The sequence below is a fragment of the Pseudomonas sp. LBUM1643 genome, assembly GCF_059716215.1.
In genome coordinates this window covers 3,434,180-3,448,611 of sequence record NZ_CP166813.1, presented here as the reverse complement: position 1 = coordinate 3,448,611, position 14,432 = coordinate 3,434,180, and the positions used below count along the sequence as shown (strand labels likewise).

The 14,432-nt window shown below is 58.2% G+C and carries 18 protein-coding genes; 4 read left to right on the top strand and 14 right to left on the bottom strand.

Translation table 11 applies throughout. The annotated features are described in order from the left end of the window. Window positions 1-9 precede the first annotated feature (9 nt). The 7 genes from ACA063_RS15480 to ACA063_RS15450 all read right to left on the bottom strand — a co-directional run bounded on the left by ACA063_RS15480 (window position 10) and on the right by ACA063_RS15450 (window position 7,274). Entirely contained in the window at window positions 10-231 is a 222-nt protein-coding gene (locus ACA063_RS15480) for a hypothetical protein (RefSeq protein WP_497666535.1), read from the bottom strand. A gap of 71 nt (window positions 232-302) precedes the next feature. Beyond that, window positions 303-1,952, bottom strand: a complete 1,650-nt coding sequence (locus ACA063_RS15475) for an ABC-F family ATP-binding cassette domain-containing protein (protein WP_497662338.1) — start codon at window positions 1,950-1,952, stop codon at window positions 303-305. A 284-nt stretch (window positions 1,953-2,236) separates the two neighbouring features. Beyond that, complete coding sequence (locus ACA063_RS15470; RefSeq protein ID WP_497662337.1) at window positions 2,237-3,283, bottom strand: DNA topoisomerase IB; 1,047 nt, start codon at window positions 3,281-3,283, stop codon at window positions 2,237-2,239. Window positions 3,284-3,358: 75 nt separating this feature from the next. Beyond that, window positions 3,359-4,438 carry a molybdenum ABC transporter ATP-binding protein gene (gene modC / locus ACA063_RS15465; protein ID WP_497662336.1) on the bottom strand — a complete coding sequence of 360 codons (1,080 nt, stop codon included), beginning with the start codon at window positions 4,436-4,438 and terminating at the stop codon, window positions 3,359-3,361. A 3-nt stretch (window positions 4,439-4,441) separates the two neighbouring features. Next, window positions 4,442-5,122 (bottom strand): molybdate ABC transporter permease subunit, encoded by a 681-nt coding sequence (modB, locus tag ACA063_RS15460; RefSeq protein WP_497662335.1) that lies wholly within the window; start codon window positions 5,120-5,122, stop codon window positions 4,442-4,444. Continuing rightward, window positions 5,123-5,890 carry a molybdate ABC transporter substrate-binding protein gene (modA, locus tag ACA063_RS15455; protein WP_497662334.1) on the bottom strand — a complete coding sequence of 256 codons (768 nt, stop codon included), beginning with the start codon at window positions 5,888-5,890 and terminating at the stop codon, window positions 5,123-5,125. A gap of 322 nt (window positions 5,891-6,212) precedes the next feature. Continuing rightward, on the bottom strand, window positions 6,213-7,274 hold the full coding sequence (locus ACA063_RS15450) for an NAD(P)H-dependent flavin oxidoreductase (RefSeq protein WP_497662333.1): 1,062 nt from the start codon (window positions 7,272-7,274) through the stop codon (window positions 6,213-6,215). A gap of 193 nt (window positions 7,275-7,467) precedes the next feature. Here ACA063_RS15450 and acuI point away from each other — a divergent pair, with 193 nt between their 5' ends. Further along, entirely contained in the window at window positions 7,468-8,454 is a 987-nt protein-coding gene (gene acuI / locus ACA063_RS15445) for an acrylyl-CoA reductase (NADPH) (RefSeq protein WP_497662332.1), read from the top strand. A 123-nt stretch (window positions 8,455-8,577) separates the two neighbouring features. Here the strand turns inward: acuI and ada are convergent, their stop codons facing one another. From ada to ACA063_RS15420, 5 genes are all read right to left on the bottom strand, one after another. Further along, window positions 8,578-9,642, bottom strand: coding sequence for a bifunctional DNA-binding transcriptional regulator/O6-methylguanine-DNA methyltransferase Ada (gene ada / locus ACA063_RS15440; RefSeq protein WP_497666534.1), 1,065 nt, complete (start codon window positions 9,640-9,642; stop codon window positions 8,578-8,580). 86 nt (window positions 9,643-9,728) lie between these two features. After that, window positions 9,729-10,394: a DNA oxidative demethylase AlkB gene (gene alkB, locus ACA063_RS15435; RefSeq protein ID WP_497662331.1), complete on the bottom strand. Its 666-nt coding sequence runs from the start codon at window positions 10,392-10,394 to the stop codon at window positions 9,729-9,731. A 3-nt stretch (window positions 10,395-10,397) separates the two neighbouring features. Beyond that, window positions 10,398-11,105: a 2OG-Fe(II) oxygenase gene (locus ACA063_RS15430; RefSeq protein WP_497662330.1), complete on the bottom strand. Its 708-nt coding sequence runs from the start codon at window positions 11,103-11,105 to the stop codon at window positions 10,398-10,400. Window positions 11,106-11,236: 131 nt separating this feature from the next. Then, the gene (locus ACA063_RS15425) at window positions 11,237-11,413 is read right to left on the bottom strand and encodes a hypothetical protein (RefSeq protein WP_497662329.1); all 177 of its coding nucleotides are present in this window, start codon (window positions 11,411-11,413) and stop codon (window positions 11,237-11,239) included. Window positions 11,414-11,441: 28 nt separating this feature from the next. Next, window positions 11,442-11,744, bottom strand: coding sequence for a DUF1883 domain-containing protein (locus tag ACA063_RS15420; protein WP_497662328.1), 303 nt, complete (start codon window positions 11,742-11,744; stop codon window positions 11,442-11,444). 212 nt (window positions 11,745-11,956) lie between these two features. Here ACA063_RS15420 and ACA063_RS15415 point away from each other — a divergent pair, with 212 nt between their 5' ends. Together ACA063_RS15415 and ACA063_RS15410 are read left to right on the top strand one after the other, a co-directional pair. Beyond that, on the top strand, window positions 11,957-12,313 hold the full coding sequence (locus tag ACA063_RS15415) for a hypothetical protein (RefSeq protein WP_497662327.1): 357 nt from the start codon (window positions 11,957-11,959) through the stop codon (window positions 12,311-12,313). Window positions 12,314-12,386: 73 nt separating this feature from the next. Then, window positions 12,387-12,617, top strand: coding sequence for a hypothetical protein (locus tag ACA063_RS15410; RefSeq protein ID WP_497662326.1), 231 nt, complete (start codon window positions 12,387-12,389; stop codon window positions 12,615-12,617). A gap of 10 nt (window positions 12,618-12,627) precedes the next feature. On the opposite strand, the gene ACA063_RS15405 is transcribed toward ACA063_RS15410, so the two are convergent. Both ACA063_RS15405 and ACA063_RS15400 read right to left on the bottom strand, forming a co-directional pair. Further along, window positions 12,628-12,909, bottom strand: coding sequence for a hypothetical protein (locus ACA063_RS15405; protein ID WP_162436494.1), 282 nt, complete (start codon window positions 12,907-12,909; stop codon window positions 12,628-12,630). A gap of 139 nt (window positions 12,910-13,048) precedes the next feature. Beyond that, complete coding sequence (locus ACA063_RS15400; protein WP_497662325.1) at window positions 13,049-13,234, bottom strand: hypothetical protein; 186 nt, start codon at window positions 13,232-13,234, stop codon at window positions 13,049-13,051. Window positions 13,235-13,524: 290 nt separating this feature from the next. On the opposite strand from ACA063_RS15400, the gene galU reads away from it, so the two are divergent. Next, window positions 13,525-14,364 carry a UTP--glucose-1-phosphate uridylyltransferase GalU gene (gene galU, locus ACA063_RS15395; RefSeq protein WP_010460715.1) on the top strand — a complete coding sequence of 280 codons (840 nt, stop codon included), beginning with the start codon at window positions 13,525-13,527 and terminating at the stop codon, window positions 14,362-14,364. Window positions 14,365-14,432 lie beyond the last annotated feature (68 nt).

Here is a 14,432-nt window from a genome sequence, read left to right as displayed (position 1 = left end):
ACCCGCCTGTCAGCCTTGTCGGGCCGTCACGCGGGACCTGGCATTAAGCTGTTGGCATGCGTGCCGAGCGTCTTCCTCAAGATCGAAGCCGTCACCGATGAAGCCGCGAGTGCGAGTATCGGCAATTCGATACCAGACAGCAGCGTCGGGGGGTTGATGACTGACTTCCCCGGCTCGGCGGCCATGGATGATGATCTTGTTGCAACGCTTCACGACGAAAATGTCTTCCATGGCACCACCGCAGCTGATTTCTGTCACATCAACTATAGAAGCCATTTGCAATCGTGCAAAACCAGGACGGTTCAGTTCGTCTGATCGCGGTCATCCATCGTCGATAAATGCCATCCCTCCGGCTGCCACTTGAGCGCATGAGTCGGTGCCAATGCGGCGAGAAAATGCGGATCGTGCGAGACCGCCACGATTGCTCCGGGAAACGCCTGCAACGCTGTTTCGAAGGCCGAAATGGATTCCAGGTCGAGATGATTGCTCGGTTCATCGAGCAGCAGCAGTTGTGCGGGTGTTTGCTGCCACAGCGCAATAGCGATTGCTGCCTTCAAGCGTTCTCCGCCACTGAGTAAACCGCTCGGTCGGGTGACGTGGTTTGCGCCCAGCTGCAAATGTGCCAAATGGCTGCGTAATGCGCCTTCTGTCAGCGGTGTATCCAACAGCGCCAGTTGTTCCAGGATGGAACGCTGATCATCCAGTAACGCCAGTTGCTGATCCAGAAAAGCGCAGGGCACGTGAGTACTGCACTGTCCACTGACTGGCTCGACTTCCCCCGCGAGCATTCGTATCCAAGTCGACTTGCCGCAACCGTTCGGGCCACTCACAACGATGCGCACGGGCCCCGCGAGCGAAAGGCTTAAAGGCGCTGCGTCCGCTGGCTGCCAGGGTAGCTGCACGTCAACCAGCGTCAGCACTTGCCTGGTCGTCGGGATCTGCGTGCCGGGCAAGTACACCATGACGGGCTCATCGAGCAGTTTTCTGGCGTTGGCGTCGGATACCCGAACATCGAGCATGTCTTTGCGGGCTTTATGTGCCCGGTGAATGGGCCCCATGGCATCCATGGCCGCGCCCTTCATTTTTGCGCGTTCGAAGCCCGATACGTTGGCGCTTTCAGCCTTTTTAAGGGCGCAGGCAGCGTGTCGCTGAACCGTGTCGTGCTCACGTTGCAAACGAACCCGATCGCGCTTGCGATCAGTGCGTACCCGCTCAAGCGTTGCACGGCTAGCCGCTTGGTCGATCGCTTGTTGAGCCCGGAAGGCCTCATGGTTGCCGCCAAAGACGTTTGATCCAAGCGGCGTGAGTTCGACGATCCGATCAACCTGATTGAGCAGTTGTCGATCATGGCTGACAACAATCAACCCGCCGCGCCATTGTGCAAGTTTGCGCTTCAGCCACTGACGTCCTTCCGTGTCCAGATGATTAGTGGGTTCATCCAGCACCAGCAGTTGCGCCTGCCCGAGAAACGCGCCGATCAATGCGATCCGCGCTTGTTGTCCGCCGCTCAGGAGGTGAGTCAGGGTGTCGTGCCGAACGTCGAAAAGCCCCGCGTCGTCCAGATGCGAGCGCAGCCGGTCCGCCACATCCCAGCGTCCAGCCAGGTTCTCGAGATCTTCATCCGAAGCATTGCCCATGCGCACACGCGACAACGCCATCAGCGCGTCTGCGGTGCCCGTCACATGGGCGACAGTTTGCTCGTCGTTTAGAGAAAATGTTTGCGGCACATAACCCACCGCTGCCCGGACATCCAGTGTTCCCGAGGTGGGTTTGAGTTGGCCGGCGATCAAGCGGGCAAGCACGCTTTTGCCAATGCCATTACGGCCGACGATGGCTGTGTGAACGCGGTCGAAGCTTAGGGTCAAGGCGTCGAAAACGGTTTCGCCATTGGCGAACTTGAAACCCAGTTGGTTCAGTGAAACGAGTGCAGGCAGACGCGTGACGTGAGTCATAGGCACCTCCGGAAAAATGTCGAAAGACCAACAAGCGCCGTTGGCAGCTTGTCGTGGAAACATTTTTGGAAGGCTTAGTTGTTCACGTCGAAGGTCGTCCTGGAGGGAAGGAGAAGGCGGCTAGCCTAGACGAGGATTCAGCATCGTTCAAGATTCCCTGTAGGAGCTGCCGAAGGCTGCGATCTTTTGATCTTCATCTTTTTTCACGCCGAAGAAGATCAAGATCAAAAGATCGCAGCCTTCGGCAGCTCCTACAGGGGAAACCACAGACCAGCGTTCTGGGGTCACCGCAAATCAGAGCTTTGGGCAGCCTCGACCATTTTCTCCAGAAACATCGCCAGCCCGACTTCCTCAGCCCGTAGTCCTTTGCGCGTTCTGGGTTTCGGCAGTTCGGCCAGTGCACCCAGCAGAAATCCGTCCAGCACTGCCGGATGGATGTAGCACTTGCGGCAGACCGCAGGGGTGTTGCCCAGTTGTTTGGCGACGTTCTTTACCATTTCCACCACATGCCGCTTGGCATCCGATTCCGGCTCCCAGTGCAGTTCGCGCAAAACCGACAACGCCAGCGCGCTGCCGGCCCAGGTGCGGTAATCCTTGGCGGTGAAATCTGCGCCGGTGAGGGTTTGCAGGTAGGCGTTGATATCGGAGGAGCTGACAGTATGGCGTTCGCCGTTTTCGTCCAGGTACTGAAACAGGTTTTGCCCGGGAATCTCCAGGCAACGCTTGATGATCCGTGCCAGGCGCCGGTCTTTCACGGTGATCTGGTGCTCAACGCCGCTTTTGCCGCGGAATTGAAACAGGATGGCACTGCCATTGACCTCAACGTGACGGCTGCGCAGGGTGGTGAGGCCATACGAACGGTTGTCACGGGCATATTGGGTGTTGCCGACCCTGATCAGGGTGGCGTCGAGCAAGGTAATCACAGTGGCCATGACTTTCTCGCGACTGAAGCCTGGAGCCTCCAGCAACGCCTCGAGCTGCTTGCGCAGTTTCGGCAGTGCCAGTCCGAAATCCCTCAGACGTGAGTATTTATCCGCGTCGCGGACTTCGCGCCAGCGCGCGTGGTAACGGTATTGCTTACGCCCGCGAGCGTCGCGACCGGTCGCTTGCAGATGACCGCGCGGGTCGGCGCAAATCCACACGTCAATGTAGGCCGGTGGGACGGCGAGGGCGTTGATGCGTTTGATTTCATCCGGGTCAGTGATGCGCTGACCTGAAGGATCGAAATAACAGAACTTGCCGCGCAATTTCTTGCGCGTGATTCCAGGCTGCGTGTCATCGACATAATGCAGGTCCGGTGGCAGCACATCAGGCAACGCGGTATCGGGCATGGCGGTTTTCCTTGGCGCAAAATCAGGGGCCGTTACAGCCATTGACCGCGCACTTTTGCAGTCGTGCCAGCGGATTTACGCCAGCACGGCCACCGCCTTGATCTGCGCCCAGAGTTGCTGGCCCGGGTGTATGGCCAGTTGGTCTCGGGAAAAACGCGTAATGCGTGCCAGCAAGGGTGTGCCCGCTGCGTCCAGGCGTACCAGCACGTGAGCGGCGTTGTCCGCACCCATTTCACTGATCACAGTGACGGGCAGGCGATTGAGGATGCTGCTTTGCTCGACACTCTGCAGGCTCAGGCTGACATCCCGTGCGTGAACTTTGCAGCGCAACGCCTGGCCTTGGACCATGGGCGCGTGGGCCACGCGAATGCTCATGTCGGTATTCGGCAGTTGCAACGTCAGCAGTTGGTAGTCAGCGTCGTAGGCACTGACGTGGCCTTCGATCACCACGCCGGCGTCATCGCCCATTGCCAGAGGCAGGTCCAGGCGCGCGAGGGTTTCACCAATCGGGCCGCTGGCCAGCGCTTTACCGTCGTTGAGTAAAACGATGTGGTCGGCCAGCCGCGCCACTTCATCCTGAGAATGGCTGACGTACAAAACCGGGATGTCCAGTTCATCGTGCAACCGCTGCAAGTAAGGCAGGATTTCGTTTTTTCGCCGACTGTCGAGCGCGGCGAGCGGCTCGTCCATCAGCAGTAGTTTCGGGCTAGTGAGCAGAGCACGAGCAATGCCGATGCGCTGACGTTCGCCGCCCGACAGATGCTGGGGATGTCGGTCCAGCAGATGGCCGATCCCGAGCAGTTCAGTGGCGTGGGCCATGTCGACCCGGCGTTGTGCTTTCGGGATTCGTTTGAGACCAAACTCCAGATTGGCCAGCACTGACAGGTGAGGAAACAGGCTGGCTTCCTGGAAAACATAGCCCAGCGCGCGTTTATGCGGGGGGACGAAGAGGTGCTTTTCGCTGTCCTGCCAGACTTCATCGTTGACCTGGATAAAACCCTGATCGGCTTTTTCCAGACCGGCGATGCAGCGCAGGCAGGTGGTCTTGCCGGAGCCGGAGTGCCCATACAGCGCGGTTACGCCACGACCCGGCAACTGCAGGTCCACGTCCAGGGCGAACCCGGAATAACTGAGTTTAAGGCGCGTATGAATCATCGATCAGCTCCAGCCCGTTTTGGTTTTGCGGCTGGAATAGAGCGCCAGCAACACGGCAAAAGAGAAGACCAACATGGCACCGGCCAACCAATGGGCCTGGGCGTATTCCATGGCTTCGACGTGATCGTAAATCTGCACTGAGACCACCCGGGTCTTGTCCGGAATGTTGCCGCCGATCATCAGCACCACGCCGAATTCACCCACGGTGTGAGCAAAACCGAGTATTGCCGCCGTGATGAAACCGGGTCGCGCCAGTGGCAGGATCACGCTGAAAAATGTGTCCCAGGGATTGGCGCGCAACGTTGCGGCGACTTCCAGTGGGCGGGTGCCGATGGCGGAAAAAGCGTTTTGCAGCGGCTGAACCACGAAGGGCATCGAGTAGAGCACTGAGCCGATGACCAACCCGGCAAAACTGAAGGTAAGGGTGCCGAGCCCGAGTGACTGGGTGAACTGGCCGATAAACCCGTGAGGGCCCAGTGCCAGTAACAAGTAAAAGCCAATCACCGTGGGCGGCAGGACCAGCGGCAGGGCGACGATCGCCCCGACTGGTCCGCGCAACCAGGACGAGGTGCGCGACAGCCATAACGCGATCGGAGTGCCGATCACCAGCAGGATAATCGTCGTTAGCGACGCGAGTTTCAGGGTCAGCCAGATCGCGGCGAAGTCGGCACTCGATAGCGTCATTTAGAGTTGGTAACCGTAGGACTTGATGAGAGCGGCGGCTTTTGGACCTTTGAGGTATTCAACCAGCGCCTTGGCGGCCGGGTTGTCCTTGCCTTTGTTGAGGATCACCGCGTCCTGCTTGATCGGGTCGTGCATGTCGGCCGGAACGATCCAGGCCGAACCGCCCGTGACTTTGCCGTCCTTGTAGATCTGTGAAAGGGCGACGAAGCCAAGTTCGGCGTTGCCGGTGGACACGAACTGATAGGCCTGAGTGATGTTCTGGCCTTCAACGATCTTGCCTTTGACCTGGTCGGTCAGGCCCAGTTTGGCCAACACCTGGGTGGCCGCCAGTCCGTAAGGCGCCGCTTTCGGGTTGGCGATGGACAGGTGCTGATACGGGTTGTCGCTTAACACTTTGCCTTTGCTGTCGACGTAACCTTCCTTGGCCGACCACAGCGCCAGCGTGCCAATGGCGTAAGTGAAGCGCGAGCCCTTGACCGTATCGCCTTCGGTTTCAAGTTTTTGCGGGGTGGTGTCGTCTGCCGAGAGGAACACTTCGAACGGCGCGCCATTCTTGATTTGGGCGTAGAACTGGCCCGTCGCACCGTAAGCAGCCACGAGTTTGTGCCCGGTGTCTTTCTCGAAATCAGCGGCAATGGCCTGAATCGGCGCGGTGAAGTTGGCCGCGACGGCAACCTGAACTTCGTCCGCCTGAGCAGAGCCAAAGGCGAATACCGCAATCAGGGCGGCAATGGCTGTGGGGGCAAAACGTGAGACGCGAAGGGTCATGAAACGGCTCCGTAGTTGGCAGTACAGCGAGGTGGGTAAACGCTATGTAGCGGAATATATAGCGAAATGCCTGCAAACGGAACGGGATTGTATACATCTGAGTGGCGATAAACCGTGTAGCAGCTGGCGCAGCCTGTGTTCGGCTGGGCCTGTGGCGAGGGGATTCAGCGAAACGTCGCACCGCCCAGTCCGGCTGCGCTGTGGCGAGGGGATTTATCCCCGTTCGGCTGCGCAGCAGTCGTAAGATTGGGGCCGCTACGCGACCCAACGGGATGAATCCCCTCGCCACGGTTGCCGGCTGCTACAGGGTCGAGATGTTGTTCTAACGAATCAACTTCGCCAGGCCTTCTTCCGCCAGCCGTCGGGTCAGCTCTGCCGTGGTCAACTCCACCCCAAGCGTGAACGCCTGACCTGCCCACAAGTTACTGAAATCCGCTTCTCCTTTGGCTCGCAACGGCATCAAAGCGCCGCCTGCGAGTGGGAAGGCCGGCGCTTTGTTGCTGATCGGCCCGAGTTCGCGCATCACCCGGTTGAGAATTCCCCGTGCCGGGCGTCCCGTGAAAATATTGGTCACGGCGGTGTCACTTTCTTTGGCCGTTCGCAGCGCCTTGTGGTGTGAAGCGCTGACCTTGGCTTCCGGTGTAAACAAGTACGCGGTGCCGACCTGCACCGCAGACGCGCCCAGCAGAAACGCCGCCGCGACACCGCGAGCGTCGCTGATGCCGCCTGCTGCAATCACCGGCACGGTCACCGCGTCGACAATCTGTGGCACGAGCGCGAAGGTGCCCACCTGGCTGCTGAGATCATCGCTCAGGAACATTCCACGATGACCTCCCGCCTCATAGCCCATGGCGATGATCGCATCACAGCCGTGACGCTCAAGCCAGATGGCTTCTTCGACGGTGGTGGCCGAAGACAGCACTGTCGCCCCGGTCGCCTTGACCCGATCCAGCAAGGATTTTTCTGGCAGGCCGAAATGAAAACTCACCACGGGCGGACGGAGCGCTTCGATCACTTCACAGGTGGCGTTATCGAAGGGGGCGCGATTGGACACCGGCGTCGGTACGTCGAAGTCGACGCCCAGTTCGCGATAGTAAGGTTCCAGCAGGTTTTTCCATTCACGGGCGCGCTGGTCATCTGGTGCGGGAGGTTGATGGCAGAAGAAGTTGACGCTGAACGGCCGCTGGGTCTGCTGGCGAATGGTCGTCAGTTCCTCACGCAACTGATCGGTACTCAGCATGGCGGCGGGCATCGAGCCCAGGCCACCGGCGTTGCTGGCGGCGATGACCATGGCCGAGCCGGTCGCACCGGCCATGGGGGCCTGGATGATGGGCAGTTCGATGCCTAACAGGTCGAGAATGCGCGTGTCTGGCCATTGACTCATTGGGTGTGCTCTCCGGCGAATTAACAGGGCAGGGCGGTGGAGCCGAATGTGTATCTTAATGCCTGGCGCAAGGCCAGCCCAACCCATCGCCCGCCACATAAAAGTCCGGATTGGCTTAAAGTCGGGTAGGGCAACACAGTGCCAAGTGCTATTTAAACGGCACCCACTCTGCAAGTTTTCTCAGGAGGCATCAATGTTCAACGGCATTCTGATCAACAAAGATGACAGCGGTTACCAGGCCACACTGCAAGCGATCAACGAGGATCAATTGCCCGAAGGCAATGTGACGGTGCGCGTGGCGTACAGCACGCTGAACTTCAAGGATGGCCTGGCGATTACCGGTAGCAGCCCGGTGGTGCGAAAGTTCCCGATGGTGCCGGGCATCGATCTGGCCGGTACTGTCGAAAGCAGTGAGCATCCGGACTACAAAGTCGGGGATAACGTCTTACTTAATGGCTGGGGTGTGGGTGAAGGACACTGGGGTGGATTGGCGCAAAAAGCGCGCCTGAACGGCGACTGGCTGATTCCGTTGCCCGAAGCGTTTACAGCGGCCCAGGCGATGGCCATTGGCACGGCGGGCTATACGGCGATGCTGAGTATCCTGGCGCTGGAACACAACGGTGTGACGCCGGAACAGGGCGAAGTACTGGTCACGGGTGCCAACGGAGGCGTAGGCAGTTTCGCCATCGCATTGCTGAGCAAGCTGGGCTATCGGGTGGTTGCGTCCACGGGCCGGACTTCCGAGCATGAGTACCTCAAGCAATTGGGTGCCAGTGACATCATTGATCGTGCCACATTGTCCGAGCCGGGCAAGCCGTTGGCCAAGGAACGCTGGGCGGCGGTCATCGATTCAGTCGGCAGCCATACCCTGGCCAACGCCTGCGCCGCCACTCAATCCAACGGAACCGTTGCAGCGTGCGGGCTGGCACAAGGGATGGATTTCCCGGCTTCTGTTGCCCCGTTCATTTTGCGCGGCGTCACCCTGGCCGGTATCAATAGCGTGACGCAGCCAACAGCCAGGCGTGTGCTGGCCTGGAATCGCCTGGCGCGGGATCTGGACGTCGCATTGTTGCCGCTGATCAGCCATGAGATCGGATTGAGCGAGGTGATCGAGGCGGCTCCGCGGTTGCTGGCGGGTCAGTTGCGGGGGAGAGTGGTCGTAGATGTGAATCGCTCATAGCAAAAGCAAAAGATCGCAGCCTCGTTTCACTCGACAGCTCCTACACAGCTCCTACAGCTTGTACGCATCATCCCTGTAGGAGCTGTCGAGTGAAACGAGGCTGCGATCTTTTGATCTTAAAATTTACCGCCCCTCGCGCTCCAGCAATTGCCGCTTGCGCTCAACCCCCCAGCGATACCCCGAAAGATCGCCATCACTGCGCACCACCCGGTGGCAAGGAATCGCCACCGCCAGGCTATTGGCACCACAGGCTTGAGCCACGGCGCGGTAGGATTTCGGCGCGCCGATACGCTGCGCGATTTCGGCATAGCTGGCCGTACTGCCTACAGGAATCTCGCGCAATGCCAGCCAGACCCGCTCCTGAAACGCGGTACCGCGCAGATCCAGCGGCAAGTCCAGGCCCAGCGCCGGGGCCTCGATAAAACCAACCACCTTGGCGATCAGTTGCTCGAACGCGTGATCGGCGCCAATCAAATTGGCTCTACGGAATTTGTCCTGCAGATCGCAGACCAGTTGATGCGGATCATCGCCCAGCAGGATCGCGCAAACGCCGCGTTCACTTTGCGCCACCAGGATCGCCCCCAGCGAACACTGGCCGACGGCAAACCTGATGTCGTTGTTTTGGCCGGCGGCTCGGTAATCAGCGGGTTTCATGCCCAGCACATGGTCCGCCGCTGCGTAAAACCGGCTATTGGAATTGAAGCCGGCGTCGTACAGCGCATCAGTGACCGAGCCGCCATTGCCCAGATGCTCGCGCACTTTGCGAGAGCGATGTGCGCGGGCGTACCCCTTGGGTGTCAGCCCGGTCACGGTCTTGAACACCCGGTGAAAGTGAAAGCTGCTGAGCCCTGCCGCTAACGCCAGGTCACTGAGCGCCGGTAGCTCCTCGGCCTCTTCGATCTGCCGGCAGGCAGCGGCGACCGTGGCCGCATGCTGCGCCGCGATCTCACTCTGATCTTTTGCTGCGCGTTTGCTGGGGCGATATCCCGCGGCCTGGGCCAGTTCGGCGGTGTCGAAGAATTCGACATTTTGCGGGTTGGGCAACCGCGCCAGACTGCTGGGGCGGCAATAGACGCCGGTGGTTTTGACTGCATACACGAATTGCCCGTCCGCACGCGGGTCGCGCGCAACCACGGCGGCCCAGCGCGGGTCGTTCTCGATGGTGATCCTGGTCGAATGAGTGGTCATTGCGTCATCTCCGTTGCGACGTTTCATTCAGACTAAGTCCTGGGCCCATCCACCACACTCCGGTGCTTGCGGTTGAATTCGGATGTTCATCGGGCGGTACGAAACGTGAAGTTGATCCGTTGTTCGCCCAGTCGCGGGTGCTGACCTTCCTTGATAGGCAAAACCCCGTGATAACGCAAACGGTCGACACCGCCCCAAACCACAATATCGCCATGCAACAGCGGCACCCGTTGGCATTTATCGCTGCGTTCAAACCCGCCGAACAGGAACATCGCCGGCAACCCCAGGGACACCGAGACAATGGGCGCCTCGTAGGACGTTTCGTCCTTGTCCTGATGCAATGACATTTTTGCACCGGGAACGTAGCGATTGATCAAGCAGGAATCAGGCACGAACGCTTCAAATCCGGCTTCTCGCGCGGCTGCCTGTGCCAGTTGGAAAAATACCTCAGGCATGTCCGGCCAGCGCTCGCCATTCAGCGGGTCTTGCCGGGTATAGCGATAGCCGCTGCGGTCGGTTGTCCAACCCCAGGTACCGCAACTGCTCATGGCTGCCGACATGGTGAACCCGCCGGGCGTGACCATCTGCCGGAAAGGCGCTGCCTTCAGCACCGCATCGAGTTCAGGCAGCAATCTATCCAGCCAGGGCAGGACGAAGCCCCTGAGCACACAGGATTGTTCACCCATCTGCTCGCGCCTGGGGGGTTGTTCGGGTTCGACGTTGGCGAACATGTCTAACGTGGTCGGGTTCATGGCTTATAACGCGTCGTGAAAGATGATTCCCAGGGTATGCCGTTTTCCACTGTGCAGACGGCTCACGCCATGGCGCAGGGTAACGCGGTAGTAACCACGAATGCCTTTGACCGGACGTTGATTGACCGCAAAGATGACCCCATCGCCTTTTTTTAGACCGATGACTTGCGGGCGCGACTGCATGCGTGGGCGCTGCTCGGTCAGCACAAACTCGCCACCTGTGAAGTCTTCATCCGGTTCTGACAGAAGAATCGCAACTTGCAGTGGGAAGACGTGTTCACCGTACAAATCCTGATGCAGGCAGTTGTAGTCTTGAGGACCGTACTGCAGCAATAACGGTGTGGGGCGTTCCTGACCAGCGGCATGGCAGCGCTGAATAAACGCGTCATGTTGATCGGGGAATCGGGTGGGCAGGTCCATGCATTCGTACCAGCGATTGGCGATCGCCACCAGTCGAGGGTAGAGCGCGCGACGCAAGCGGCTAACGAGTTCAGGCAGTGGATACTTGAAGTATTTGTACTCACCGCGGCCAAAGCCATGGCGAGCCATCATGATTTGAGAGCGGAATGGCTCGAATTGCGAATAGAGCGCGCTGACGTCTGCGCAATCCTCATCACTCAACAACGACTTGATGACGGCGCAGCCATCTTGGTCGAGTTGTTGATGCAGACCGTCCCAGTTGAATCCATCGAGCGAACGCTCATCAAACATGTCCTGACTCCTTAACGCAGGGTTAAAGGTGGCAGTCTGGGACGGGCTTGCGGCGAAATCACTCCGGCGCTTGCGGTCGAACTCTGGCAGGCGCGGAGCAGGACGTCCTGTCGCTCCGGGTGCCTTGCTGCTTAGAGCGCTTTGCTCACGCTAATTTCGCTGATCACGTCTTCGCCATGGCCGTGAATCGCATCCAGCGCGACCTTGGCTTCTTCTGTCGTGCCGTTTTCGAGCTGTGCAAACTCGAAACGGCGCTCGCCGTTGAGTTTGTATTTGATGACGTATTTGGTCGTTTGGGCCACGGTCATTCCTGCTGTCTTCGTGTAGGAGCGTTACTCAACTCAGTTTCGAGTTGGAGCGGCGGATGATCTTGATCGAATGTGTCAGGGTCGGTTTGCGGGTCACGCTGATGGCCCGGTTGTTGACTGTGTCGATCGTGATGTTCCAGAAACCGGTACTCGGTGCAGTAATTCGCGCCGGGAACGTGTCAAAAGCTCCGCCGTGATAGGTATGACGGCCGCCATTTTTGAAGCTGCGAAAGTTGGCGTCGTTCATCAAGCGGATGTTGCAGGTTTGGGAGCATTGAATGACGACGATGTCGTCTTCGTTGAGGTGCTCGCGCTGGTGGATAAATTTCATGAGGCGCCTCCAGAAGGGCTTTTTCTACAAAATCAAAACGATAGCTTGGGCGATTGGCGCAGTTTATCAGCCCGAACAGGTTATTATCCGGCTGCCGTGGTCCACTTTGACAATTAAAACCGGTTATTTGGAGATCCATGAGCGATAAACGCAGTGAGCCTCGGAGAAAAACGGCATTTGTGCTGTCGGAGGGTCTTTATCGGAGGTTTTGTATGAAGTGGGGTGTTTTGGTTCTGCCGTTGGCGTTGTCGATCGGTGGTTGCGCAAGTGTCTCGGAGATCAATGAAACATTGCCAACCATGAGCGTGATCTCAGGCAAGAAGCCCCAGGAGTATGCGCAGTGCCTGACCGAGAAGCTGGCCAGTAGCCGGGGTGCTCTGCAAATCGAACCGCACAAGGACGGTGTTCGAGTGATCGTGCCGCAAAAGCTGACCTCTGGGCCGGCCGCGGTGTTTGATATCGAAGATCGCTCTTCGGGCAGCAGCATCAAGCTGCACGAGCGAATTTCCAATGTGCCGTTGCGCCCATGGGATGTTCGAAATGCCGCCACGGCCTGCATATCCGGCTGATAAACTACAGTCCGCACGCATTGATGCCGTCAAAGCAACGCTTTGGCGGCATTGTCATTTCTGGAGTCGAGTAATGAAAAGAGAGCAGGTACGGGAACGTCATGCAGAGGGCCTGATTTCTGCCACGCATGTGATTCAGAACCCGGCCAATTCAGGGGAGTGGGTCGTGTTTTTCAAGAAGAGCGAGGGGCGTAGCTACTTTCTGGTCGATGAAAACGACGAAGTCGAATCCTTCAGTCGTCTCGACGATTTGATCGAGACCGTTCGAGGTCTCGGAATCAAATTCGCCGAAATCCACATGTAGGGCCGGGGCCTTACTTGCAAACCACCACGACACTGCGGTTTTTGAAGTTGCCGACATCGACACCCAAGGTCTTGTCGCTTTCCTTGAGTGAAGGTGTGCCGTCAGTGCCTACGATTCGATAGCCGGTACCGGCACACGATGCATCGGCTTTCTCGTAACACGTTGCCCAGGAATTGGCTTCCCCGGAGCAATCGATCGCAAGCCCTTGTTCCCCGTTGTTCAGGTAGGTTGTTTCGGATGTTGCGCAGCCGCCAAGGGCCAATAGTGCGATCAGGGGCAAAAATTTATTCATGTCGTTGTCGTCGTCAGGGTAATGGGGCTAAGCCTGTGACAGCGCTGGCATCAAAAGGTTATAGCGAAAGGCCACTTCTTTGCGGATCATCACAAAAAAGCCCTGCACGGTGCAGGGCTTTGTCACGAATGAGTTCAAATCAGGTCTTGTCTTTCCCGCGTCGTTTGGTGGTCGGGTGTTCAAGTTGCAACACTGATGCCACTTCAATCGCGCTGGCTTCGGTAGGGAACGGCCCGATATTACCGCCATTGGCGCCGGCTACCCACCATTGCCCGTCCTTCGCCTGATTGATCAGGAACCCGTTGACGCTTTTTGCTTCCGACATCTATCTGCCTCGTTGGCTTGGTTCAATGCGCAATGATAGCGCCAAATGCCCTCATACGGTGCCGATGGGCGTATGGTGATCCGACGCCTGCCCGATTGCCGGTGCATGCAGGACGCAAGATCTCTGCTATCTATAGAAGCTGGCGCATTCTACAGAAGCGGTTTGCGGAACTATCCGACAGAATATTTCTCTATGATGGCATCGGTTAGCCAGCGCGGGGCATTGTAAGGTGCCCGCCGCCTGATTAGACTGCGCCGAAACTCGTACACACAGCCCTTACAAGGACTTTTATGATCAAGAAATGCTTGTTCCCAGCAGCCGGTTACGGTACTCGCTTCCTGCCAGCGACTAAAGCCATGCCCAAAGAAATGCTGCCGGTGGTAAACAAGCCACTGATCCAGTACGGCGTTGAAGAAGCCCTGGACGCTGGGTTGACCGAAATTTCCATCGTGACCGGTCGCGGCAAACGCGCACTGGAAGACCACTTCGATATCAGCTACGAGCTGGAAAACCAGATCAAAGGCACCGACAAGGAAAAGTACCTGGTCGGTATCCGCAAACTGCTCGACAACTGCTCGTTCTCCTACACCCGCCAGACCGAAATGAAAGGTCTCGGTCACGCTATCCTGACCGGTCGCCCGCTGATCGGTGACGAACCCTTCGCCGTGGTCCTGGCGGATGACTTGTGCGTCAACCTTGAAGGTGACGGCGTACTGACCCAGATGGTCAAGCTGTACAAGCAGTTCCGCTGCTCGATCGTCGCCATCCAGGAAGTCGATCCGCAAGAGACTCACAAGTACGGTGTGATTGCCGGCGAGATGATCCGCGACGACATCTACCGCGTTCACAGCATGGTTGAAAAACCAAAGCCTGAAGACGCGCCGTCGAACCTGGCGATCATTGGTCGCTATATCCTGACACCGGACATCTTCGACCTGATCGAACAGACCGAACCAGGCAAGGGCGGTGAAATCCAGATCACCGACGCGCTGATGAAACAGGCGCAAAACGGCTGCGTGATGGCCTACAAGTTCAAAGGCAAACGTTTCGACTGCGGTGGCGCTGAAGGCTACATCGACGCGACCAACTTCTGCTTCGAGAACTTCTACAAGACTGGCAAGGCCTATTAATAGCGCCTGACGTACTTGTATTGAAAAAGCCACCTTCGGGTGGCTTTTTCGTTCCTGTAGAAGCTGTT